The following is a 23397-nucleotide window of genomic DNA, read 5'->3' as shown; positions in this document are numbered from 1 at the left end:
GCTCGCCGCTCTCGTGGTCCTGGCCACCGTCCCGCGGCTGCTGGGCAGGTGCCTCCGGCCCGGCCGGACGTACCCGCTCTTCGGCCAGGAGGTCGACGTGGTGGACGGTGACGCGCAGCTCGCCCGCCGCGCAGGCGGCCAGCCTGTTGGTCAGGTAGACGTCGGCCTCGGCCCGCAGTTCGGGGCGCTCCTCGACGGCGGCGCCGACCCAGCCGCGCAGCCACTGCTCGGTGAGCGCGGCCTGCTCGGGACCGAGCCGCCAGGCGCTCGGGTGCAGCCGTACGGTCGCGCCGTGCTCGGAGAACGCCTCCGCCGCCGCGGTGACCGCGTCGGGCCCGAGCAGCCCGTCGCGACGCTGGTGGTCGTTGAACGCCTGGGCGATCTCCGCGTCCAGCGGGTGGGAAGGAGTCAGTTCCACGCGCCCGGCGACGGACAGCGTCAGCAGGGCGGGGCAGCCGGCTCCGGCACACGCGGCGGCGAGTGTGCCGATCTCCTCGCGCGTGAGGACGTCCAGCAGGGCGGACGCCGTCACCAGGGACGCGCCCTGCAGGGCGTCCAGGGTGAGGCGGGCGACGTCGCCCCGGCGCGTCTCCACGGTGACCCGGCTGCCGTCGGCGGCCGAGCGCGGGGAGGAGACGGCGGCGAAGTGCAGCAGATAGGGGTCGCGGTCGTGCAGGACCCAGTGCTGGGCGCCGTCCAGGAGGGGCGCGAGCCAGCGGCCCATCGAGCCGGTGCCGCAGCCCAGGTCGTGGATGACCACGCCGGACTTGCCCGGCAGGTTGGCGAGCCGGATGCGCAGCGGGTCGAGCAGGTCGTGCGCCCGTGCGGCGGCATCGGCCGGCTCCCGCAGCTCCAGCCACTCGGGCGCGTACCGGGGCGGGTCGTCCGGGTTGGCCTCACGCAGCTTGAGGGTCGGCCGCGAGCCGGGCCTTCCGCTGGGTCCGGCTCCGGGGATGACGGCACCGGGGGCGTACCCCGGGACGAACTCCACGCTGGAGCCGAGACCCGGGGTTACCGCGGTCCCGCCGGGAACCGCGCTCGCGATGCCGGCTGTGGCGGCCTGTCCCGGGCCGGGCTTCCCGCCCGGAAGTACGCCGTCCGTCACGCCCGTGACCTCCCTCGGCCCGGGCTGTGCCGGGATCGCCCCGCTCTGCTGGGTCGTCGTAGCCGGGTTCGTCATGCGGCCCTCCGGGGTTCGGTCGGGAGCCGGCGCAGTACCGCCGCCAGGCTCTGTGCGGTCGTCGCCCAGCCGTCGAGGGCGGCACGGCGGCTGCGGGCGGCGGCCTTCAGACGGCGTCGTACGTCCGCCTCGCCGAACCAGCCGCGCAGTTCGGCGGCGATGGCGGCGGGGTTCTCCGGCGGGACGAGGATGCCCGGCACCCCGCCGTCGGGGGCGCGGCCGACCGCCTCCGGCAGTCCGCCGACGTCCGTGGCCAGCACCGGGATGCCCCGGGCCAGCGCCTCGGTGACGGCCATGCCGTACGTCTCGGCGTAGGAGGTGAGGACCATCAGGTCGGCCGTGGCGTAACTCGCGTCGAGCGCGGGGCCGGACTTCGGACCGGCCAGCTCCAGCCGGTCCTCGAGGCCGTGCTTCCCGATGAGGGACCGCAGGTGGTCGACGTACTCGGGGTCCTGGGTCAGAGAGCCGACGCACACGCAGCTCCACGGCAGGTCTGCCACCGCGGCCAGCGCCTCCACCAGCCGGTGCTGGCCCTTGCGAGGGGTCACGGCGGCCACGCACAGCAGGCGCGACACCCCGTCGGTGCCGGGCGCGAGCGGCGCGATGTCGGCGCCGGGGGCGGCGACGTGGACCCGCTCGGGCGGAAGGCCGTGGTGGGAGACCAGGCGGCGGACCGCCCAGTCGCTGGTGGCGATCACCGCCGGTACCGCCCGCAGCACCGTCCGCTCCTTGGCGTCCAGTTCGGCGGCGACCGCCGCGTCCAGGCCCGTCTCGTCGCCGAGCGGGAGGTGGACGAGGACGGCCATGCGCAGGCGTTCCGTCTCGGGGACCACGATCTCCGGCACGCCGCAGGCCACCAGCCCGTCGAGGAGCACGACGGATCCGTCAGGCAACGCGGCCAGGGTTCGGGCCAGTTCCGTACGGGCGTCGGCCCCCGGCCGGGGCCAGTCACCGGCCACGGCGTGCTTGGTCACCTGCCAGCCGAAGCCGGGCAGGTCCAGGCACACGCGCCGGTCGTAGGCGTTGCCGCCGCTGGGGGCCGTCGGGTCGTCGATGCCGCCCGGCAGTACGAAGTGCACGGTGCGCAGGGACATGGGGATGATCTCGGCGTTCTTCAGGGAGGCGTGCTGCACGGGAACATAATTCAGCCGTGCCGGTGCCGGACCCATGTGCTCGGGCCGTTCGACGGTCGTGTCGGTCACAGCGCACGCTCGTAACTCGCCCAGGCGATGTGCGATTCGTGCAGCGTGACCGTGAGGCCCGCGATGCCCTTGGCGCCCTCGCCCAGCGCCCCCTTGTGGATGCGCTCGGCGAGCCGGTCGGCGATGACCTTGGCGAGGAACTCCGTGGAGGTGTTGATCCCCGCGAAGTCGGGCTCGTTGTCGAGATTGCGGTAGTTCAGCTCGCTGACGACCGCGCCCAGTTCCTGGGTGGCCAGCCCGATGTCGACGACGATGTTGTCCTCGTCCAGCTGTTCGCGCCGGAACGTGGCGTCCACGAGGAACGTGGCCCCGTGCAGGCGCTGCGCGGGTCCGAAGACGTCGCCACGGAAGCTGTGGGCGATCATGATGTGATCGCGGACGGTGATGCTGAACAACGGACGACCCTCCAGGTGCGGCGCGTCTGTTCCCCGCTCTCGGTGCCGGGGATGCCGAGTAGTACGGCCCGTTGCCTTCCCCTGTTCAGCCTGTCGTACGTCTTTTCTCAGGTCAGGCGCTCTTGTCGTGGCCAACTCGTACCGGATGGAACGAATCGTCAGCCGATGCGTCAATCGCTCTCGTCGTAACGGACGCGGTGGCACAGTGCGGGGACCTCGCCGGAGACCAGCCGGGGCAGCACGTCCGGCAGGTCCTCGAAGGGGGACTCGCCGGTGATCAGGGCGTCGAGCGCGGGGTCGGCGAGCAGGTCGAGGGCGACGGCGAGCCGGTCGGCGTAGGTGCGGTTCGGGCGGGCCGGGGAAACGGTGCCGACCTGGCTGCTGCGGATGACGAGCCGGCGGGAGTGGAAGGCCTCACCGAGCGGGAGGCTCACCTGCCGGTCGCCGTACCAGCTGAGTTCGAGCACGGTTCCCTCGGGATTGAGGAGTTCCAGGGACCTGGCCAGGCCCGCTTCCGTGGCGCTGGCGTGCACGACCAGGTCGCGGTCCCCGTCGGCGTCCTCGGGGGTGGCGAAGCCGACGCCGAGCGCCTCGGCGATCTTCGCGCGTGACGGGTCGGCGTCGACCAGCTGGACGCGGACCCCGGGGAACCGGGCGAGGAGGGCGGCCACCGAGCAGCCGACCATGCCACCGCCGACCACGGCGATCCGGTCTCCGACCAGGGGTGCGGCGTCCCACAGGGCGTTGACGGCGGTCTCCACGGTTCCGGCGAGCACGGCCCGTTCGGCGGGCACGGTGTCCGGGACGGGGGTGACCGCGGCGGCCGGGACGACGTAGCGCGTCTGGTGCGGGTAGAGGCAGAACACCGTGCGGCCGGTGAGCTCTTCGGATCCCTCCTCCACCACGCCGACGTTGAGGTAGCCGTACTTCACCGGGCCGGGGAAGTCGCCCTCCTGGAACGGCGCGCGCATGGCCGTGTGCTGGCTGACGGGCACGCCGCCGCGGAAGACGAGCGTCTCGGTGCCACGGCTCACGCCGGAGAACAGCGTGCGGACCAGCACCTCGCCCTCGCCGGGCGCCGGCAGGGCGACGTCCCGGATCGCACCTCGCCCAGGCGAGTCGATCCAGAACGCGCGTCCGGTGTGCTTCATCGAAGTCCTCCTGAACGATCGGGAAGCTGCTTGCGTACCGAGGGGTGCACAGGCCGCGCACAACGTAGCGGCGTTGATCGACTCTGTCACACGGCCGGAGGGTGTTCGGTGGCCCTGAACAACACTTACGACGCGAGGCTCGTACAGCAGGAGACCGCCCTGGGGGCGGGCGTGCAGGTCCTGCTGCTGGCCCTGATCGGCACGGCGATCGGGATGGGGCCGGCGGGCTGGCTGAGCGGCCTCGCGTTCGCGATCGCCACGTGGGCGGTGCTCTCCCGGGCTCTGCACCGCTCGCGGCTGCGCTCGTTCGGCGCGGCGAACCGGGTCACCCTCGGCCGGGCCACTCTCGTCGGCGGCGTCACCGCCCTGGTCGCCGACTCGTTCCAGAGCTCACCGCCGGTGTCGCTGTTCGTCGGCCTGACGGCGGTGGCGCTGATCCTCGACGGCGTCGACGGCAAGGTCGCCCGCCGCACCGGTACCTCGACCCCGCTGGGCGCGCGCTTCGACATGGAGGTCGACGCCTTCCTGATCCTGGTGCTCAGCGTGTACGTGTCGATGCAACTGGGCCCGTGGGTCCTGCTGATCGGCGGCATGCGCTACGTCTTCGTCGCCGCGGCCAAGGTGTGGCCCTGGCTGACCGCCGCGCTCCCGCCGAGCACCGCCCGCAAGACCGTCGCCGCCCTCCAGGGTGTGCTGCTGCTCCTGGCGGGCGCCGATCTGCTGCCGTACGCGGCCAACTTCGGGGTCGCGGCCCTGGCGCTGGGCCTGCTGGTCTGGTCGTTCGGGCGGGACGTGCTGTGGCTGTACCGGACCTCGCGGGCCGAGGAGCCGGCGGCCGCCCACCAGGTGCGGGAACTGGTCGCGAGCTGACGCCCGGCCGCCCTCGCCGGTCAGGCACCGAAGCGACCCCGCGCCGCCTCGATGTGCCCGAGGTACTGGTGGGTCCAGCCGCAGATCGCGTCAACCGTGGCGCGCAGGGCCCGGCCCGGCTCGGTGAGGGTGTACTCGACCTTGGGCGGCACGGTGGGGTGCACCTTGCGGTCGACCAGGCCGTTGCGCTCCAGCATCCGCAGGTTCTGCGTGAGCATCTTGTGGCTGACGCCCTCGACCTGGTCGCGCAACTCGCTGAAGCGCAGGGTGCGTTCCCCGAGGGCCTCGATGATCAGCAGCGCCCACTTGTTGGCGACGTCGGAGAAGATCTCCCGCGCCAGGGAGTCCGCCCGCCGCAGGTCCGCGTTCTCGGGCAGGTCCCTCAGCTGCTTGGTCACCATCTGGTACCCCCGTTACCGAAAAGTGCGTTCTTCCAGTTCGGCGGTCACTCTCCTACGGTTTCCGAGTAACCGCAAGAGAGCACGAGTCCGTGCCCGACGGAAGGAAACCGCACCATGGCCACCCTCGATGTCTACGACCACGGCATCCCGGCCGAGAGTCACTTCGGCTACGCGCAGGCGATCAGGTCCGGGGACCTGATCCACGTCTCCGGCCAGTTGGCATTCGACGAGGCAGGCGTCTTCCATCCCGAGGACGACCTCGCCGCTCAGCTCGATCAGACCTATACGAACCTCGACAAGGTCCTGGCCCACTACGGCGCCAGCCGCAATCAGATCGTCTCCCAGACGCTGTACGCGGTGGACCTGGTGCGCAACGCCGAGGTGGCGGCGAAGGGCAACCGGGCCTACTTCGGCACCCACCGCCCGGTCAGCACGGCGCTGGGCGTCACCGAACTGACCTTCCCCGGGCAGCTGGTCGAGATCAGCTGCGTCATCGACACGAAGCTGCCCGCCTGAACCGTTCGGTCAGCGACGCGTTCCGGCACCCACGAGGGTCCGCTCGTAGGGGTCGAGCAGCACACCCCGGACCTCGGGGGAGACGCCGGCGATGATCTGCTGGTGGGCCAGCGGCACGACAGCGTCCGTACCGAGGATCGCGGCCTCGGCGGCCATCGCGGCGTCCTGCCGCTCATCGGTTCCGTCGGTCTCGACGGCCCGGTCGACGGCCTTGTCGACCTGCTTGTCGCACAACCGGGCGAGGTTGTAGGCGCCGTCGCAGGTGTAGTCGCTGCCGAGGACGCCGACGGGGTCGCCGGTGTCCAGGAGGCTGTTGCGGGCGCCGATGAACGCGTCGAACTTCCCGTCGAGCGCGTCGCTCTCCAGCCGCGAGTACTCGCGTACCTCCAGTTTCACCGTGAAGCCGGCCTTCTCGAGCTGTTGTTGCACGACCTGGGCGACCTCGGGGAGTTCGGGCCGGTTGTCATAGGTGGCGAGGGTGATCGGCGTGCCGTCGGGGCGGGCGGCCTTCGCACGCCCGGCCGGCTTCACCCGCTTGCTCTCGGCCCACGTGACGGCGGGTCCGAAGATGCCGGCGCCCGGGTCGGCGTATCCCTCGAAAACGCCCTTGACGAGGGCGGAGGAGTCGATCGCCGCGCGGGCCGCGGCGCGCAGCTCCGGGTCCTTGAAAGGCCCGATCCCGGTGTTGAGTTGGAGGCTGGTGGTCCGGGTGGTGCCGGCTTCCTCGAGGGTGGCCTCGTCGAGTGTGGCGGCCTGGGCGACGGGGATCGCCTCGGCTGTGTCGACGTCGCCGGTTCGCACAGCGTTGGCGCGGGCGGTGCCGTCCTTGACGAAGCGCGCGTCAATGCCGGAGGCGTGAGCGAGGCCGCCCCAGTAGTCGTCGTAGCGGTCGAGGGTGGCGGCGCCGCCGCTGACCTCGGTGATCTCGAAGGGCCCGGTGGCGGTGCCGACCGGGGTCGGGGTGCCCTCCTTCCCGTACGCCTTCGGGGAGAGGATCGCCAGGCTCGGACTGGACAGGCGCATGGGCAGGACGGGGTCGGGCTCGACGGTGGTGACGCGGACGCCGCTGTCGCCGTCACCCTTCGCGTCGAGGGAGACGCCGGCGAGGGCGGCGGGTGCGGGCTCGGCCTGCGTGGCGTGGGTGAGTGCGGAGGCCACGGCGGCGGGGGTGACGTCCTTGCCGTCCTGGAAGGTGGCCTCGCGCAGGGTGAAGCGCCAGGTGCGGTCGCTGACCCGGCGCCAGGACCGGGCGAGCGCGGGGGCCGCGGCACCGTTGGCGTCCAGGGCGGTCAGCCCCTCGGTGACGCCGAGCCGACTGAGCAGCGTGGCGTCGGCTCCGTAGGGCGAGAAGTTCTCGGCGGGCGGGAAGGCGAGGGCGACCCGCAACCGTGACCCCGACGGCCCTCCGTCCGACAAGGACTCCCCGCCGGGAGAGACGAAGCAGCCGGCCAGTCCAGGGAGAAGGGCGAGGAGAACGAGGGGAGCGAGAAACCGGACCGCACCCTTACTGCTGGAAATACACACTTGCACATCCTATGCACCCAGGTAAATCCCGATTGGCTCAAGCAATTTGACAAGGGCGACGACCACTCCCTAAACCTAGCCACATGACATCCATTTTCAACAAGGTGGGGCTGTCGTGAGGGTCGCGTTCGTCGGCAAGGGCGGCAGCGGCAAGACCACGCTGTCCGCGCTCTTCTCCCGCCACCTGGCGCGCTCAGGCGCCCCGGTCCTCGCCGTCGACGGCGACATCAACCAGCACCTGGCCGAGGCACTGGGCGGCCAGGAGAAGTCCGCCCCTCCCCTGGGCGCACACGTGCCCGAGATCAAGGACTACCTACGGGGCGACAACCCCCGCATCCCCTCCCCCGAAGCGATGATCAAGACGACCCCGCCGGGCCGCGGGTCCCGCCTCCTGCGGCCCCTCGGCGACGACGAACTGCACGCGCGGCACGTCGGCCGGGCAGGGGGCGTCCCCCTCATGGTGACGGGCGAGTTCGACGAGTCCGACCTGGGCGTGGCCTGCTATCACTCCAAGCTGGGCGCGGTCGAGCTGTACCTCGGGCATCTCCTGGACGGCCCCGGGGAGTACGTGGTGGTCGACATGACGGCCGGCGCGGACGCCTTCGCCTCGGGCCTGTTCGCCCGCTTCGACATCACCTTCCTGGTGGCGGAACCCACCCGCAAGGGCGTCTCCGTGTACCGCCAGTACCGCGACCACGCGGAACAGTTCGGCATCCGCATCGCCGTGGTCGGCAACAAGGTGACCGGCGAGGACGACCTGCTCTTCCTCAAGGAGCAGGTGGGCGACGACCTGTTGACCCACCTGGTGCACTCCCCCTGGATCCGCGCGGCCGAACAGGGCCGGGCCGGGTCCGGCCCGGACGCACTGGCGTCGCTGGAGCCGCACAACCGCCACGCCCTCACGGTCCTGCGCGAGACGGTCGACGCCGAGGTTCGCGACTGGGATCGGCTCCACCGCCACGCGGTCGAGTTCCACCTGCGCAACGTCCACGCCTGGGCGGACGCGCGTACGGGCCAGGATCTGGCGGCCCAGGTGGACCCGGACTACGTGCCGGGGCCGGCCGCCCGGCCCTGAGGCACACCACGCCGACCACACTCACGGGCTACTCGATCCCCGTGGCATCGAGTAGCCGGACCACGTCCTTGCGCCCGTATCCGAGAAGTCGGGCGCGGTCGGCGGCCATCAGCACCACATGCGCGACGATCTTCGCGGCGTATCCGTCCTTGCTGCCCGCGTCGAACCATTCCTGGGGCTTTTCGACGCCCAGGCTGTTCATCACCAGGCCGTGCTCTCGGCGGACTTCCGCGACCGTACCGGCGACCGCGTCCAGGAGCGTCTTTCCCGGCCGTTCGCATTCCAGGGCGAAGCACCCCCGGTCGACCGGCAGGCACCCCTCCGGCGGGCGCGCCCGCAGCCCCGCGTACCTCTCGTCCCCGAAACCGGAGTCCCGGAACTCGTCGTGCAGCAAGGAGAAACGATGGAAGCCGGGCGGAACCGGCGGCGGTGGAGGCGTGTACTCCCACCCGGCGTCCTCGTACAACTGCCGCTTCACCTCTTCTTCTTCGGCATGCGTCACGGTGAAGCCGTTGGCCTCGTTGCGCCCGGTCGTCGTGCCGTCGGGGTTGCGGTGGAAATGCAGGCCCATGGTGTGTGCTCCCGTCACCGTGCTGAGAATGGACGACAAGTCCCGTCACCAGCTCGAACGGCCCGCAGGCCGGGCAGGTGCCCGCACCCCGAAGCACCATCCGATCGCGTGAAAAGGGCCGCTGCGGGAACTTCCCGGCTCGGCGGGGCGAGCAGTTGTTACGCTCCCCCGATGAGGATTCCGGGCCCCGCAGAGATCCGGGCGCTGCACGAGAAGTACGCGCCCACGACCGAGGCGTTCACCCTCGTCCACACGCACTGCGAGATCGTCTGGGGAATCGCCGAGCAGCTCCTTTCGGCACCCCACCTCGCGCACCTCGACGCGGAGCTGGTCCGCGCCGGCTGCCTCCTCCACGACATCGGCGTCTACCGCCTCTACGACGCCGATGGGCGCCTGGACCACCGGAACTACATCCGGCACGGTCTGCTCGGCCACGAGATCCTCGAAGCGGAGGGCTTCCCCGAAGCTCTCCGCCGCTTCTGCTCCCACCACACCGGAGTGGGACTCACCCGGCACGACATCGTGAGCCAGGGGCTGCCCCTCCCTCCCGCCGACTACGTGGCGGTGACGGAGGAGGAGAGGCTCGTGATGTACGCGGACAAGTTCCACACCAAGTCCCGGCCGTCGGCGTTCCTCTCGCCCGACGAGTATGCCGCCCATGTCCGCCGGTTCGGCGAGGACAAGGTGATCGCTTTCCAGGCCCTGCGCGCGGAGTTCGGCGACCCGGACTCAACCGGGCCGGTGCCGGGCGGCGGCAGCATCCAACGGGTGACCGCTCCTTAGGTGACTCACGGCCCCGGCTGCGACGAGCTGCCCACAGGACTCCCCGGCCGGCCCATCGCAGCCTGTGTCCCCGGTCGCCGCCCGTGTGGGCAAACACGACAAACCACCTGTCCAAGCCTCGTTGTTGACCTACGGTTGCGTCATGACGACGAAGCCGCTCCCCCACCTCACCCCGACCGGCACCTGCTGGTGCGGATGCGCCAGGAAAGTCGGCGCCGGATCCTTCTTCGCCCCCGGTCACGACAAGGTGGCCGAGGCGGCACTGCTGGCGGTCGAATACGGTTCCTCCGTGGCCCAGTTGTTGCACGGACACGGATACGGTCCGGGGCACTCGGTGAGCACACGTGCCGTGTCCGAGGGCGTGTGGCAGAGGTGCTCGTCGTGCGACTATGCCGGTGCCCCAGCGAGCATCGCCAACCACACCAGACGGGCGCACCCCTCCGCGATCGCTGACCAGGTCTGAGGAGCGACAACCGATGACTGAAGCGACACCGACCACCAGCCAGCGCGCCGCCCTTGAGCAGGCGGTGCGGACGTACGGCGGCTATTGGGACACCGAACGCAGCCTGCGCACGCTGCGCGACGCCGGGCACGACCCGCAGGACAAGCGCACCCGCCAGATCCTCCGGGACCTCGCGCAGGAGGGAGTGCTGACGAAGGTGGAGGACTGGCCGGTCCGCTACGTCGCGGTGCGCGCGGACTGACGAGGCCTGCGCCCCGCCGGCCTCCAGCACCGCGTCCGCCCGGTCGATGAACTCCGGCCTGGGAATGCGCCGCCCCAGTTCCACCGACGTGACCAAATCCTCGCCATACCCGAGCTTCGCACCCAACTCCGCCCGCGTCAGCCCCCTGCTCGTCCGCAGCAACCGCAACTGCTGCCCGAAGCACCGCAGGATGCACATCCGCGCGGCTCACCGCCACTCCAGGAACACCATGCCGTTGGTCAGGGATCGTCGAAGATACGGGCCGCCTCCCTTCTCCTGAAGTCACCCTGGTCACCCCACCCCACGGCCCGTACCGCTCGTTGCACAGGTAGACGGAGACGAAAACGGATGATCCGGCCGGGCGATGATCACTGGGGTGCTAGATCTGCGCGAATAGAGGCCAACGGCGTTGAGATAAGGAAGCTCGGCTCTCAGCGGCGCCGGAATGGTTAACATCGCCTGAGCCTCAGCGGGGGAGGGCATTGTGGCAGACGCATCCGATGATCATTCCACTGCCAAGTTATGGGCTCTGGCAGGCGGGATCGCATCCGTGCTGTCGATCCTGACCTGGCTGGGCGTGAGCAACGCGGGGGAGCTGAAGGACCTGGTGTCCGACTCGCCCCCCTCCAGTTCCAGTCCGGCCCCTTACACGCCTTCTCCGACCGTCCGCGCCCCCGATGACCCCGACACCGGTGAGGGGAGCACTGACACCGGTGAGGGGAGTACTGACGAGCCCGACCCCGAGCCGTCGACACCCGATCCGGATCCCACCGAAGAGGCGTTCGAGGCCATCTCGGTCGGCGACTGCCTGGCGGTCCACGACACGGGTCGCGGGGGCACCGCCAGCGTCGACTGGAGCGCCGGTGCTCCGCCGGACCCCGTGTCCTGCGCCGGCGAGCAGGCGCAGGTCCAGGTGACCGCCATCAACACGGCCTGCCCCACCGGCTATGGGAAGTCGTACTGGAGCTACCGGTCCGCCACCACCGGCGACACCACGAAGCTCTGCCTCACCCGCGTCTACCACGCCAACTACTGCATTCTCGGGCGGCAGTCCGGCGACTCGATCTCCCTCGCCCTGATGACGGCCGTGGCCTGCCGACGCGAGCCGGTACCCGTCCCGTACAACCAGATCATGCACATCACAGGCGTCTACCGCGCCCCGGCGGGCGCCGACGCGAACAACTGCCGCCGGGCGGCAGGCGACCCGACGCGCTACTGGGCCGCCCTGGTGGACGACGGCGCCACGCTGCTGTGCACCACGATCTACCAGGGCAGCTGACCGACAGCTCAGTTCCCCCCAGTCGCTCCTCCCAGCCGCCAAGTACGCTCGCGAAAGGGCCGGTTCAGACCCGTCTCCGTCGTCGTGACGGCCGTCGAGCCCGGGCTCACCGAGACGGACGGCGTTGTCACCCGAAAGCCGTCACCTTGTGCGATTTCATCCCCCTTCACCCCTGTGCCGCATACCGTGAACCCGCCGCCCGAACACCTCTCGGCACAACAGGAAGCGGCGGCGACACGCAGGTCACGGGAGACGAAGGAAGAACGGGATGACACAGGCCGCCGCAGGGAGCGAGTCGGACGAACGGGTGCCGGGACGCCGGTGGACCGTGCGTCTGGACCCCGTCGGCCGAGGCAGCGCGGAGGTGCGCGTCTCGTGCAGCCGACCCGCCTGTGCCGAGCGGCGTCTGCCCTCCGCGGCGGCAGGCCGTACGGCCGCGGTCGCCCACCTGGAGGCGCACCTCCGCGCCACCCCCGCCCCCAGAGCCGATACCTACTGCGCCTGCCGGGCCGACGGCTGCCGCGCCCACCTCCCCGACACGGGCAGGCATGCGCTTACCGAACAACCCTGGCGGTGCGGCGGACCGGTCGTCCTGGCCGTGATCACCGACCGGGCAGGACGCTGGTGGCAGGCCCTGGAGTGTTGTTCCAGGTGTGCCGCCGCCATTCCCGGGGCCCGGACCGCGGCCACCTCCCATCCGTCCGCACCCCGGACCGCCGGCCGCCCGACCCCCGCTGCGGCGGGCACCGGCGTGAGCACGCCGCAGTTCTCCGACCAGCAGGTCACCACCCGGACGGCATGTCCGGCGCCCCTCTCCGTACCCGCACCCCGCCCCGTACCCGCGCGGCGCCGCCACCCGCCGGAGGCGAGGATCGGCCGGCGTGTCATTCCGCGCGACCTGCGGCCCGCGTCCCTGCGCGATGAACTCACCGAGCTCGGTGACCTCTTCCGCGCCTACCAGAAGCGCCCCGAGCCCGACCTGGCACTGCTGGCCGATCTCCAGGAACGCAAGGCCCGCGCCTTCCTCACCTGGTCCGACGTCAGTTGCGACGTCACCCTGCGGCAGGAGGCCCAGCGTGCCGAGCAGGCCGCCGCCGTCATCCGACGCCAGCACCAGCACCGCACCGGCTGCGTCCCGGACGGCGACGAACCGGGCGTGGCGCGCCTGCTGACCGTGCCGGCGCAGTGGGAGTACGCGCGCTCCGTCCTCGCGCACGTGGCCGGCCACACGCCGCTGCCCGGAGCGGAAGCACGGCTGCTGGTGCTGATGCTGACCCTGCGCACCGCGCACACCGGCACCGGCAACCTCGTCGGCCAGGACGTCAACGCGCTGGGCCTGACCGACCCGGAGGATCTGGTCGAGCAATTGACCGGCTGCGGCTGGCTGTCCCTCCTCGGCACCGTCGGCGACCTGCTCGCCTCCCGGCCGGAGAACCCCACCCCGGTCACCGTCCCCTCCCTGGTGCCCGACGAGGACGGGACGGGCCCGTTCACGTTCGGCAGGAAGACACGGCCCAAGCTCTCCGGTTGGGCCCAGAGAGTGGTCTCGGACAAGAAGCTCCGCAAGGCCAAGGCACCCGCCGGCGCCCGGCTGCTCGCCGTGACGCTGGCCACGTGGACGGACGACGTGGGGCGCCTCGGACCCGGCGGCCGGGGCGTCACCCTGAACGCCCTCGCCACCCGGGTCCCGGTCGGCGCCGGCGAACTGCGGGACCTGATCGACCGGCTGACTGCGGCGGACTGGCTCACCGACCCCGCCCTCACCGACACCCACCTCACCGGCCGGCTGACCGAACGCGTCCTCCCCCTCACCTGCCCCCTGCTGGACTGAGCTCCCGCCCGCCCTCGTCCGCGACCGCGCCCGTGGGCGGGGCCACGGCGCCCCGCCCACGGGTTCACCACCACTCCACGTCGGTGGTTCGGGCGTTCTCCCCGTCGGCGCGCCGCCCTGGCCGACGACTGGGGCGTCACCGACCGCCGCTCGGGTCCGGGCAAGACGGTGTGGGCGGTCGTGGGCACGGCGTCGAGTGGTCGCGGAGACACCCTACGGCAGGCACCCCACCGAGCTGCCGGTCTGCCGCCGAGCCCGTGAGCACGGGCCCCATGCGGGCGACAACAACTCACCGGACCGACGACCCACCGGACGCCTCGGACCGCTCGCACTCGGACTTCCGCTTCGTGCGGCCGAAGAGGTTCGTTCGGTTGCCGGAAAGCGGCATGTGACCCGTAGGGTCGCGGAGATGACGGACGATCAGCAGCAGGAGCAGGCCGTGACGGGCGCCTGGGCGAGGATCGAGAAGTGGCTGGAGCAGCACGCTCCGCGCTCCTACCGGATGCTTCCCGTGCCCGCCCCGGAGGCCGACATCCGTGAGGTCGAGCAGGAACTCGACCTCACCGTCCCACCAGGCCTCAAGGCGTTCTATCGCCTCCGCAACGGCACGGGTCACCCCGGTGACTTCGGCTGGACACCCGAACCCGAAACCGGACTCCCCCCACAAGGACAGGAGACGGCCTGGCTGTTGCCGAGGAAGCATGGGATTCCTCCCGTGCAGCATCTGCCGTACTGGGATGAAGGCCCTCACACGATCGGTATGCCGGACGACCCCATGGTGCGATACCTGGCGTTCGCCGCGACCGACCGCAGCGGTCTGTACGGGCTGTTCACGGACTGCACGCCAGGGCCGGGGTACGGACGGATCGGCACCTTCGAAGAGGCCGGCATTCCCAAGCTGGGCGTCTGGCCGTCGTTTGCCGACTACCTCATCGAAGTCGCGGACGCCCTGTACGAGAACCGGGGTGTGGAGTACGCGGACGGACACCAGGACACGAAGGTGCCCGGTCTCGTCGATCAGGCGCTGGTGTGGGACGGGCCGGCACATCCGCGGGATCCGGACGGGACGCGCTTCGCATAGCACCGTGGCCGGAGCACCACAGGGTGCTCCGGCCACAGGCTTGGTCAGTCAGGGGTCAGGTCAGCCGACCTTCTTCCACGCGCAGACCGGTGCATCTCCACCGGCGCGGATCGGTAGCAAGCCGACCGGGCAATGCCGCTGCCCGCGGCTGAACGGCAGGTCAAGGGTGTGCTGAGCGTGGGACGCACCGTCGGCCGTCGCCGTGCTGGTGGGGGCTGGTCTCGCCAGGACGGCGGGATGCGGGAATCACCGCCGTCCTGCCGTCACTCACGATGCTGGACGAAGCGAGGAGAGCCACCAACGAGCTCGAGGTGTCGGACGACCCCGCACCACGCACCGAGCCGTGGCGAGCGCGCTCACGCCTACGCGGCCAGCGCAGGGAACACGACCACCGAGCCGTCCTCGTCGCGGGCGATCTCGATCGCCACGTCCGGCGTGGGGCCGTTGACCATGACGCCGTCGCCCAGCCTGTGGATATGGTTCGTCGCTCCGACACCCGCGCGGAATGCCGGCCCGCCCCCACCGACCCCGACGCCGTGTCCGGCCGCGGCCTCCTCCTCGTCGCCGCCCTGGCCGACGCCTGGGGCGTCACCGACCGCTGCTCCGGCCCCGGCAAGACCGTGTGGGCGGTACTGAACACCGCGTCGAGCGATCGGCCCGGCCGTATCCGTCCGCAGGCACCGGCGCTCCCGCGACACCCCACCGGACTGCCGCTGAGCCCATGACAATCCGGGTACGCGCACGACGGCAGACGCACTCGACCGACGTCGCACGGTGTGCGCGGCCGGGGCAGTCCCCGTCAGTTGGTTCGAGGCCTACCCGGCCCACGGCTCGTGTCCCCGGATCCAGCCGGCTCCGTAGGCTTCGTGCCGGTACTCTCGCCCTTCTCGCCCGCCTCAAGGGCAGCGTGGCGTCGCCGGCGAAGTGCTTCCCGCTCCTCGTCCGGAATCGTCATCGACTCGGCCAGCACGGCGGCGAGCGCGTCCACTTGGGTGTTGTCGAGCCCGCTCTCCGCCGTGGAGAGCGCACTGGTCATCGCCATCCACGCCTGGGGCAGCGAGTTCAGGTAGTGCTGCTGCGGGAACGGGTAGACCTCGGCGACCTTGCCCATCCGGAAGGCGTGCTCGACCACCGGCCTCAGTACGTCCCGGACCGGATCGGGCACCCACTCGAGGAGCCTGCGGATGAAATCGTCGCCACCATCGTCGTCGCCCCACTTCAGATTGGGCACGGAGCCGTAGGCGGGCGGCTTCTCGATGACCTTCGGCAACGGCTGGACGACCGGCTTCGCCGCACCGGGGTGCACCCGGCGGTCCCGTCAGCCGCCCTGTCCGAAAGGTCCTCGGGAGGTCCGCCCGGACGCCTGCCTCCACCGCCCACCAGGGCCCACCGTGTCAGGCCGCCTCGCGCACCTGCCTCCGATGAGCCCGGACGACATCGGCGTACCGGTGCCCCGCCCCCTTTATCGTGCGCTTCTGGGTCGCATAGTCCACATGAACGAGCCCGAACCGCTTCTCATAGCCGTACGCCCACTCGAAGTTGTCCAGCAGCGACCAGGCGAAGTAGCCGGCCAGTGGGGCGCCCTTGCGGGCGGCCGAGGCGCAGGCGGCCAGGTGGCTCAGCAGGTACTCCTGCCGCTCCGGGTCGTCGACCGTGCCGTCGGGGCGGACGACGTCGGACCAGGCCGAGCCGTTCTCCGTGACGTACAGGCGCCGGGCGCCGTACTCGTCGGTGAGCCGCAGCAGCAGGGACTCGATGCCACTCGCGTCGACCTCCCAGTCCATGCCGGTGCGCGGGACGCCCTCACGGCGTACCGCCCGGGCGTGGGGCGCCGGGCCGGCCGGGTCGTCGGCGACCGTCTGCGGGAAGTAGTAGTTCAGGCCCAGCCAGTCCAGCGGGGCGGCGATGGCCGCCGAGTCGCCGGGCCGTTCCGGGAGGTCGACGCCGTAGAGCTCGCGCATGTCCGCCGGGAAGCCCCTGCCGTGCACCGGGTCGAGCCACCAGCGGTTGGTGTGACCGTCCATGCGGCGGGCGGCGGCGATGTCGTCGGGTCGGTCGGTGGCGGGGTGGATGGTGGAGAGGTTGTTGACGATGCCGACCTGCGCTCCCGGGGCCGCCGCGCGGACGGCCCGGGCCGCCAGCCCGTGGCCGAGCAGCAGGTGGTAGGAGGCGTGGACGGCGGCCGTGAGGTCCGTCAGGCCGGGAGCCATCTTGCCTTCGAGATGGCCGATCCACGCCGAGCACAGGGGCTCGTTGAGGGTGGCCCAGTGGGTGACGCGGTCGCCGAGGCGCTCGGCGACGATCGAGGCGTACTGCGCGAACGCGTGGGCCGTGTCGCGCTCCGGCCAGCCGCCCCGGTCCTGGAGCACCTGCGGCAGGTCCCAGTGGTAGAGGGTGACCGACGGGGTGATGCCCGCCTCCAGCAGGCCGTCGATCAACTCGTCGTAGAAGGCCAGGCCGTTGGGGTTCACGGGGCCGTCGCCTCCGGGGACGACGCGTGGCCAGGCGATCGACAGGCGGTAGGCGTTCACCCCGAGCCGGCGCATCAGGGCGATGTCCTCGCGCCAGCGGTGGTAGTGGTCGCAGGCGACATCGCCGTGGTCGCCGCCGGCGGTCTTTCCGGGGGTGTGCGAGAACGTGTCCCAGATCGACGGCGAACGGCCGTCTTCCGCCACGGCTCCCTCGATCTGGTAGGCCGAGGTGGCCGTGCCCCACAGGAAGTCGTGCGGGAGTGCGGCGAGGTCGATGGTCACGGAGGTCCCTTCGAGAACGGGCGAGTCGGTCACTTGACGGCTCCCGCCGTCAGGCCGGCGACGAGATAGCGCTGGAGCAGCAGGAAGCCCGCGACCACGGGGACGCTGACGACCAGCGAGGCGGCCATGATCTGGTTCCAGTAGACGTCGTTGAGGGTCGAGTAGCCCTGGAGGCCGACGGCGAGGGTGCGGGTGGTGTCGTTGGTCATCACCGAGGCGAACAGGACCTCGCCCCAGGCGGTCATGAAGGCGTACACCGCGACCGCGACGATGCCGGGGACGGCCGCGGGGACGACGACCCGGAACAGGGCGCCGAGCGGGCCGCAGCCGTCGACCAGGGCCGCCTCGTCCAGGTCGCGCGGCACCGAGTCGAAGTAGCCGATCAGCATCCAGATCGAGAACGGCAGGGAGAACGTGAGATAGGTGAGGATCAGTCCGCCGCGCGAGCCGAACAGCGCGATGCCCGTCGCGTTGCCGATGTTGACGTAGATCAGGAACAGGGGCAGCAGGAAGAGGATGCCCGGAAACATCTGCGTGGACAGGACGGTGACCGTGAAGACGCGTTTCCCGCGGAAGTCGTAGCGGCTCACGGCGTACGCGGAGAAGACCGCGATGACCACCGAGCAGACCGTCGCCGCGCCCGCCACAACCAGGGAGTTGACGAAGTACCGGGCCAACGGGACCGTCGACCAGATGTCGATGTACGGGCGGATCGTCAGCTCGCTCGGCAGCCAGCGAAACGTGCCCGTGACGTCCGCCAGGGGCTTCAGCGAGCTGGAGACCATGACGTAGACGGGCACGAGCACGAAGCCCGTCAGCAGGGTGAGGAAGATCCGCCGGGACCACAGGAAGGACCGCGGCGGGGCCAGGGGGGAAGTCATGAGGCGGCCCTCCGTCCGCGCGAGGTCAGCACCAGGTACACACCTGTCACCAGCAGCAGGAACAGCAACAGCAGGACGGACATCGCGGAGCCGGTGCCGAAGTTCCAGGTGACGAACGACGCCTGGTAGATGTGCACCGAGATGAGGTCGGCGGCCTCCGGCGCGGTCCTGCCGAACAGGACGAACGGCGTGTTGAAGTCGTTGAACGTCCAGAGGAAGAGGACGAGGACCAGGACCTGGTTGACCGGACGCAGGGACGGCAGGGTGATCCGGCGGATCTGCTGCCAGATGCCGGCACCGTCCAGGGCGGCCGCCTCGTACAACTCGCGTGGGATGTTCTGCAGGCCCGCCATGACGATGAGGAAGGCGAACGGCCAGCCCTTCCACACCGACACCGTCAGCAGCGCGATGAAGCTGTTGTCGCCGATGAGCCAGAAGGACGGCTTGTCGGTGAGGCCCAGCTGGTCGTGCAGGACATGGTTCACCAGGCCGTTGTCGTGCTGGAACATGAAGACCCAGGTGATGACGGCCGCGTAGACGGGCAGCGCGTACGGCACGAGGAACAGTGCCCTGAGCAGGCCGCGGCCCCGGAAGGTGTCCTGCATGAAGACCGCCGCGGCCGTGCCGGTCAGCCAGCACAGGCCCACCGACAGCAGGGTGAAGGCGACGGTGACGAGGAACGAGTGGAGCAGCGCCTCGCCGACCGGGGCGTCGAAATCCACCGACACCGTGTAGTTGTCGAGGGCGGACCAGGGGGCGGCGCCCCAGTCGCGGATGTAGAACTGGGTGAGCTCTTTGAAGCTCATGACGATCCCGATCACCATCGGCACCAGGTGGACGAGGAGTTCGAGGAGCAGGGCGGGCAGGAGCAGCAGGTAGGGCAGGCCCACGCGGTGGATCCGCCCGGTGCGGCGGCGGGGGCCGCGCGCCGCGCCGTGCGGGCTCTTGCGGACCGCCGGCCTCTCGGCCTGGGCAGTGGTGGTCATGTCGCTCAGGCCGCCGGCATCTGCTGCTGGGCCTTCTCCAGGGCCGCCTTCACCGAGCCGGTGGTGACCGGGCGTCCGGCGGCCGCGTCGGCGAACAGGCCCTTGACGGCCGTGCCGACAGCCGTCTCGAACTGGGACTCGTCGGCGACCTGCGGCAGCGCCACGGCGCTTCCCGTCAGGGTGTCCTTCAGGACGGCGTTGGCGGCGGTGCTGAACGCTGCGTCGGTCTGCGCGCTCTTCACCGGCGGTATGGAGCTGTAGGCCTTGTTGAGGATCTTCTGCTCGTCGTCGCCGGTCATGAACTTCACGAACTTCGTGGCGCCGTCGAGGTTGTCGGTGTTCTTGAAGACGGCCAGGTTGATGCCGGCGACCATCGAGTTGACCTGCTTGCCGGTGCCGGGGGTGCCGGACTGCACGGGCACGGGGGCGATGCCGTAGTCGTCCTCGCTCATGCCCTGCGACTCGAGGTTGGCGGAGGCGGACTGCCACAGCAGCATCGCGGTCTTGCCCTTGGCGAAGTCGCTGACCGACTGGTTCTGGGCGTACTCGGCGTTGCCCGGCGCGATGACCTTGTCCTTGGCCATCAGGTCGACGTACTGCTTCACGGCGGCGACCGTCCCCTCACCGGTGAAGTCGGGCTTGCCGTCGGCGGTGAAGAAGTCGGCGCCGTGCTGCTTGGCGAAGACGAACACGTGGTGGATGTTCTCCGAGGGGTTGGAACCTTCCGCCCCCAGGCCCCACTTGCCGTCCTCGGACAGCTTCTTGCCGTCGGCGACGAGCTCGTCCCAGGTGGCCGGCGGCTTCGTGATGCCCGCGTCGGCGAACATCTTCTTGTTGTAGTAGAGCGCGTACGACATCGAGTACAGCGGCACCGCCGCCGGTTCCTCGCCCTCGGCACCCGTGGAGCCGAGCGCCGAGTCGACGAAGCGGTCCCGGCCGCCGATCTTGTCGAAGTTCTTCGAGTCCCAGGGCAGCAGCGCGCCCGTGGCCTGGAGCGAGGCGCTCCAGGTGTTGCCGATGTTCAGCACGTCCGGGCCCTGGCCGGAGGTGGTGGCGGTGAGGATGCGGTTGAGCAGGTCCGACCAGGGGACCACTTCCAGCTTCACCTCGATGCCGGTCTGCTTCTCGAACTTGTCGAGTTCGGGCTGGAGGACCTTCTTGTCGACCTCGATGCCGGCGCCCTGGTTCGACGCCCAGTAGGTGAGCGTCTTCGGGGAGTCGTTCGACCCCCCGCCCGTCGCGGAGCCGCCTCCGCAGGCCGTGGCCGCGAAGACGAGTGACAGTGTGACGGCGCCTGCCGCCGCGGCTCGGATGCTGCGCATGGCTGCTCCTGGCCCTTCCGGGAGTGCGGGAGTACGGCTGCCCCGACCCGAGGAAGCCGTCATGACTTAATTTAGGACGTGAGTTAATCCCCGGGAGGCAGTCCCGTCAAGGGTTTGGACACACTCCCTGAACTCTTGCGGCACCCCTTGACGCATCTGTTCCACGGATGAACCATTCAGCGGCGAGAGAGCGCTCCCCGCACCCCACTCCGTTCATTTCCTGAACAAGGAGGGCCGCCCCATGCACTCTGACTCCCCGTCATCACACCTGCCCGCGCCCGGTCGCCGGACCGTCCTCGGCGCCGCCGCGGCCGCCACCGCGCTCGCGGCCCTGCCCGGCACGGCGGCAGCCGCCCCGGACGTGACCAGGAGGCCGGTGCGCCGCAAGCCGCGCGCCCTGCCCGGCGGTGGCGACCTCGGCCCGAACGTGCTGGTCTTCGACCCGGCCACGCCGAACATCCAGGCCCGACTGGACGAGATCTTCCGGTGGCAGGAATCGGCCCAGTTCGGCACCGGCCGCTACCAGCTGTTGTTCAAGCCCGGCACCTATCACGGCCTCAACGCGCAGATCGGCTTCTACACCTCCGTATCCGGCCTCGGCCTCTCCCCCGACGACACCACCATCAACGGCGACATCACGGTCGACGCCGGCTGGTTCGACGGCAACGCCACGCAGAACTTCTGGCGTTCGGCGGAGAACCTCGCGGTCGTTCCCGTGAACGGCACCAACCGCTGGGCGGTCTCACAGGCGGCCCCCTTCCGCCGGATGCACATCCGCGGCAACCTCAACCTCGCCCCGACCGGGTACGGCTGGTCCAGTGGCGGCTACATCGCCGACTGCCGGATCGACGGCCAGGTGCAGCCGTACTCGCAGCAGCAGTGGTACACCCGGGACAGCGCGATCGGCGGCTGGCTCAACGGCGTCTGGAACATGGTGTTCTCCGGCGTCGAGGGCGCTCCCGCGCAGGGTTTCCCGAACCCGCCGTACACCACGCTCGCCACGACGCCGGTCTCCCGGGAGAAGCCGTTCCTGTACCTCAGCGGCAGCGAGTACCGGGTCTTCCTGCCGGAGAAGCGGACCAACGCCCGCGGTGTCACCTGGGGCAACGGCACCCCGAGGGGCACCTCGCTGCCCCTGTCCCGCTTCTACGTCGCCAAGCCCGGCGTCCCGGCCGCCACACTCAACCAGGCACTCGCGCAGGGGCTCCACCTGCTGCTCACCCCCGGGATCTACCACCTCGACCAGCCGGTGCGGGTCGACCGGGCGGGCACCGTCGTGCTGGGCCTGGGGTACGCCACGCTCATCCCCGACAACGGCGTCACCGCACTGAAGGTCGCCGACGTCGACGGCGTACGGCTCGCCGGGTTCCTCGTCGACGCCGGGCCAGTCAACTCCGCCATTCTGCTGGAGATCGGCCCGCGGGGTGCCTCCCGCGACCACTCCGCCAACCCGACGACCGTCCAGGACGTGTTCGTCCGCATCGGCGGGGCGGGCCCGGGCAAGGCCACAACCAGCATGGTCGTCAACAGTCGGCACACCATCGTCGACCACACCTGGGTCTGGCGCGCCGACCACGGAGACGGAGTCGGCTGGGAGACCAACCGCGCGGACTACGGCGTGGTCGTCAACGGCCACGACGTGCTGGCGACCGGGCTGTTCGTGGAGCACTTCAACAAGTACGACGTCCAGTGGTTCGGCGAGCGCGGTCGCACGATCTTCTTCCAGAACGAGAAGGCGTACGACGCCCCGAACCAGGCCGCGATCCAGAACGGCCCGGTCAGGGGCTACGCCGCGTACCGGGTCGGGGACGACGTGACCACCCACGAGGGCTGGGGCCTGGGCAGCTACTGCTACTACAACGTCGACCCGAGCATCGTGCAGCACCACGGCTTCGCGGCGCCGAACCGTCCCGGGGTGCGTTTCCACGACCTGCTCGTGGTGTCGCTCGGCGGCAACGGGCAGTACGAGCTTCGACTGCTTGAACGAGCGCCTGCCGCACAGCGCGGTCCGACGTGGGTAGAGACGCGAAATGATTGAAGATGAACTCGCCGGACAACGTGGTGTAGGTCTTCGAATCCAGACCTGCGGCCAAGACTCGTTCCTCGTCCGAACCTGTCACTGCCGCGGCATTCACTCCGCCGGTGAGAACAAGATTCGCGGTCGTACTCGGATCGGTGACAATCTTGATCGTCACCGTCTTCGGTACCCCGAGAGTGTCGGAAGTGGTCTCCCCGTTCGGACTCCAGGTGTAGCCGTCGCGGCGTTCCATCGTGATGTGATCGTTGGGAACAACTTCGGTGACCTTGAACAGACCCGTTCCGTTGCTACTCGAACGGATGCTGGCCGGGTCTTCGAGCGTCGCAGCGCACGGAAGCCGCAACGCGCCGATTCGAGAGAGCAGGAAGGGCGCTGGCTCGGCGGTAGTCACCGTCAGTTCGTCACCGTCCGCTGAGGCCGAAGTCGACATCGGCACAGTGGATCCGCGTAGCGGTGAAGCGTTTTCAGGATCCATGACCCAGTTGATGTCATCGGCCGCGGTCTGTGCGGTGAAGGAAGTGCCGTCGGCGCACGTAATACCCTTCTTGAGCACGAACTTGAGTGTGTTCCCTTCTTCACTCCAGCTTTCTGCCAGATACGGACGCACAGTGCGTGTTTGCGCGTCGATGTCGATCAACGAATCGTACGAGTACGCGTTCACGATCTGAGTCGACGTAAGGTTGGTGATCAGAGGGTGCAGATTTCCGGGATCGGCGTTGATGACAGTCGTGAAACTGCCGTCCTTTGCATACTCACCGACTGAACCTTCGGGACTGGATGCGCCGCCACACCCGGCCAGGGTGAAAACGCCAACGCTGATAACTGCTGTCGCGGAGACAGAACGGGCTTTCATA

Annotated in this window: 23 protein-coding genes and 2 pseudogenes; 11 read left to right on the top strand and 14 right to left on the bottom strand. The window is 70.2% G+C overall.

Going from position 1 to position 23397, the window contains the following annotated elements:
- The 4 genes from ABT116_RS23745 to ABT116_RS23730 all read right to left on the bottom strand — a co-directional run.
- Positions 1-1180 (bottom strand): class I SAM-dependent methyltransferase (locus ABT116_RS23745; protein ID WP_351637256.1); only part of this gene is annotated, 1180 nt, incomplete at its 3' end.
- Complete coding sequence (locus ABT116_RS23740; protein ID WP_502983922.1) at positions 1177-2382, bottom strand: glycosyltransferase family 4 protein; 1206 nt, start codon at positions 2380-2382, stop codon at positions 1177-1179. The genes ABT116_RS23745 and ABT116_RS23740, both read right to left, overlap by 4 nt.
- On the bottom strand, positions 2379-2777 hold the full coding sequence (locus tag ABT116_RS23735; RefSeq protein ID WP_221759551.1) for a 6-pyruvoyl trahydropterin synthase family protein: 399 nt from the start codon (positions 2775-2777) through the stop codon (positions 2379-2381). The genes ABT116_RS23740 and ABT116_RS23735 overlap by 4 nt, the downstream gene beginning before the upstream one ends.
- A gap of 170 nt (positions 2778-2947) precedes the next feature.
- Positions 2948-3928, bottom strand: coding sequence for a zinc-dependent alcohol dehydrogenase (locus ABT116_RS23730; protein ID WP_351637251.1), 981 nt, complete (start codon positions 3926-3928; stop codon positions 2948-2950).
- Positions 3929-4036: 108 nt separating this feature from the next.
- Between ABT116_RS23730 and ABT116_RS23725 the strand changes: the two genes are divergently transcribed.
- Positions 4037-4798, top strand: coding sequence for a CDP-alcohol phosphatidyltransferase family protein (locus tag ABT116_RS23725; protein ID WP_351637248.1), 762 nt, complete (start codon positions 4037-4039; stop codon positions 4796-4798).
- A gap of 20 nt (positions 4799-4818) precedes the next feature.
- Here the strand turns inward: ABT116_RS23725 and ABT116_RS23720 are convergent, their stop codons facing one another.
- Positions 4819-5199 (bottom strand): winged helix-turn-helix transcriptional regulator, encoded by a 381-nt coding sequence (locus ABT116_RS23720; protein WP_351637245.1) that lies wholly within the window; start codon positions 5197-5199, stop codon positions 4819-4821.
- 114 nt (positions 5200-5313) lie between these two features.
- On the opposite strand from ABT116_RS23720, the gene ABT116_RS23715 reads away from it, so the two are divergent.
- Positions 5314-5715 (top strand): RidA family protein, encoded by a 402-nt coding sequence (locus ABT116_RS23715; RefSeq protein ID WP_351637242.1) that lies wholly within the window; start codon positions 5314-5316, stop codon positions 5713-5715.
- A 9-nt stretch (positions 5716-5724) separates the two neighbouring features.
- Here ABT116_RS23715 and ABT116_RS23710 read toward each other — a convergent pair whose 3' ends face one another.
- Positions 5725-7239, bottom strand: a complete 1515-nt coding sequence (locus ABT116_RS23710) for an ABC transporter substrate-binding protein (RefSeq protein ID WP_502983921.1) — start codon at positions 7237-7239, stop codon at positions 5725-5727.
- A 115-nt stretch (positions 7240-7354) separates the two neighbouring features.
- On the opposite strand from ABT116_RS23710, the gene ABT116_RS23705 reads away from it, so the two are divergent.
- Positions 7355-8314 (top strand): ATP-binding protein, encoded by a 960-nt coding sequence (locus ABT116_RS23705; RefSeq protein WP_351637238.1) that lies wholly within the window; start codon positions 7355-7357, stop codon positions 8312-8314.
- Positions 8315-8342: 28 nt separating this feature from the next.
- Here the strand turns inward: ABT116_RS23705 and ABT116_RS23700 are convergent, their stop codons facing one another.
- The gene (locus tag ABT116_RS23700; RefSeq protein WP_351637268.1) at positions 8343-8885 is read right to left on the bottom strand and encodes a hypothetical protein; all 543 of its coding nucleotides are present in this window, start codon (positions 8883-8885) and stop codon (positions 8343-8345) included.
- Between the two features lie 171 nt (positions 8886-9056).
- Here ABT116_RS23700 and ABT116_RS23695 point away from each other — a divergent pair, with 171 nt between their 5' ends.
- The 3 genes from ABT116_RS23695 to ABT116_RS23685 all read left to right on the top strand — a co-directional run bounded on the left by ABT116_RS23695 (position 9057) and on the right by ABT116_RS23685 (position 10372).
- Positions 9057-9668 carry an HD domain-containing protein gene (locus ABT116_RS23695; RefSeq protein ID WP_351637235.1) on the top strand — a complete coding sequence of 204 codons (612 nt, stop codon included), beginning with the start codon at positions 9057-9059 and terminating at the stop codon, positions 9666-9668.
- Between the two features lie 142 nt (positions 9669-9810).
- On the top strand, positions 9811-10131 hold the full coding sequence (locus ABT116_RS23690) for a hypothetical protein (RefSeq protein ID WP_351637279.1): 321 nt from the start codon (positions 9811-9813) through the stop codon (positions 10129-10131).
- Positions 10132-10144: 13 nt separating this feature from the next.
- Entirely contained in the window at positions 10145-10372 is a 228-nt protein-coding gene (locus ABT116_RS23685) for a hypothetical protein (RefSeq protein WP_351637275.1), read from the top strand.
- A 66-nt stretch (positions 10373-10438) separates the two neighbouring features.
- Here ABT116_RS23685 and ABT116_RS23680 read toward each other — a convergent pair.
- Positions 10439-10570: pseudogene (locus ABT116_RS23680) on the bottom strand (helix-turn-helix domain-containing protein); the annotation flags it as partial.
- Positions 10571-10922: 352 nt separating this feature from the next.
- Here ABT116_RS23680 and ABT116_RS23675 point away from each other — a divergent pair.
- From ABT116_RS23675 to ABT116_RS23660, 4 genes are all read left to right on the top strand, one after another.
- The gene (locus tag ABT116_RS23675) at positions 10923-11651 is read left to right on the top strand and encodes a hypothetical protein (protein WP_351637233.1); all 729 of its coding nucleotides are present in this window, start codon (positions 10923-10925) and stop codon (positions 11649-11651) included.
- A 268-nt stretch (positions 11652-11919) separates the two neighbouring features.
- On the top strand, positions 11920-13482 hold the full coding sequence (locus ABT116_RS23670) for a hypothetical protein (protein ID WP_351637229.1): 1563 nt from the start codon (positions 11920-11922) through the stop codon (positions 13480-13482).
- 409 nt (positions 13483-13891) lie between these two features.
- A complete protein-coding gene (locus ABT116_RS23665; RefSeq protein WP_351637226.1) occupies positions 13892-14563 on the top strand; it encodes an SMI1/KNR4 family protein in 672 nt (223 codons plus the stop codon).
- 476 nt (positions 14564-15039) lie between these two features.
- Positions 15040-15288, top strand: a complete 249-nt coding sequence (locus ABT116_RS23660) for a hypothetical protein (RefSeq protein WP_502983920.1) — start codon at positions 15040-15042, stop codon at positions 15286-15288.
- A 74-nt stretch (positions 15289-15362) separates the two neighbouring features.
- Here the strand turns inward: ABT116_RS23660 and ABT116_RS23655 are convergent, their stop codons facing one another.
- From ABT116_RS23655 to ABT116_RS23635, 5 genes are all read right to left on the bottom strand, one after another.
- A complete protein-coding gene (locus ABT116_RS23655) occupies positions 15363-15869 on the bottom strand; it encodes a hypothetical protein (RefSeq protein ID WP_351637222.1) in 507 nt (168 codons plus the stop codon).
- An 88-nt stretch (positions 15870-15957) separates the two neighbouring features.
- Complete coding sequence (locus tag ABT116_RS23650; protein WP_351637264.1) at positions 15958-17316, bottom strand: GH1 family beta-glucosidase; 1359 nt, start codon at positions 17314-17316, stop codon at positions 15958-15960.
- A gap of 29 nt (positions 17317-17345) precedes the next feature.
- Positions 17346-18185, bottom strand: a complete 840-nt coding sequence (locus ABT116_RS23645) for a carbohydrate ABC transporter permease (RefSeq protein WP_351637260.1) — start codon at positions 18183-18185, stop codon at positions 17346-17348.
- Positions 18186-18193: 8 nt separating this feature from the next.
- Positions 18194-19183, bottom strand: coding sequence for a carbohydrate ABC transporter permease (locus tag ABT116_RS23640; protein WP_351637219.1), 990 nt, complete (start codon positions 19181-19183; stop codon positions 18194-18196).
- Between the two features lie 5 nt (positions 19184-19188).
- Positions 19189-20505, bottom strand: a complete 1317-nt coding sequence (locus tag ABT116_RS23635) for an ABC transporter substrate-binding protein (RefSeq protein WP_351637215.1) — start codon at positions 20503-20505, stop codon at positions 19189-19191.
- A gap of 241 nt (positions 20506-20746) precedes the next feature.
- On the opposite strand from ABT116_RS23635, the gene ABT116_RS23630 reads away from it, so the two are divergent.
- Positions 20747-22543: a pectate lyase-like domain-containing protein gene (locus ABT116_RS23630; RefSeq protein WP_351637213.1), complete on the top strand. Its 1797-nt coding sequence runs from the start codon at positions 20747-20749 to the stop codon at positions 22541-22543.
- On the opposite strand, the pseudogene ABT116_RS23625 reads toward ABT116_RS23630, so the two are convergent.
- Positions 22539-23396 (bottom strand): annotated as a pseudogene (locus ABT116_RS23625) (ABC transporter substrate-binding protein); the annotation flags it as partial. The gene ABT116_RS23630 and the pseudogene ABT116_RS23625 overlap by 5 nt on opposite strands.
- Position 23397 lies beyond the last annotated feature (1 nt).

The sequence above is a fragment of the Streptomyces sp. NPDC002130 genome (genome assembly GCF_040296465.1).
In the GTDB taxonomy this organism is placed as follows: domain Bacteria; phylum Actinomycetota; class Actinomycetes; order Streptomycetales; family Streptomycetaceae; genus Streptomyces.
This window is presented reverse-complemented; position numbering and strand designations above follow the sequence as displayed.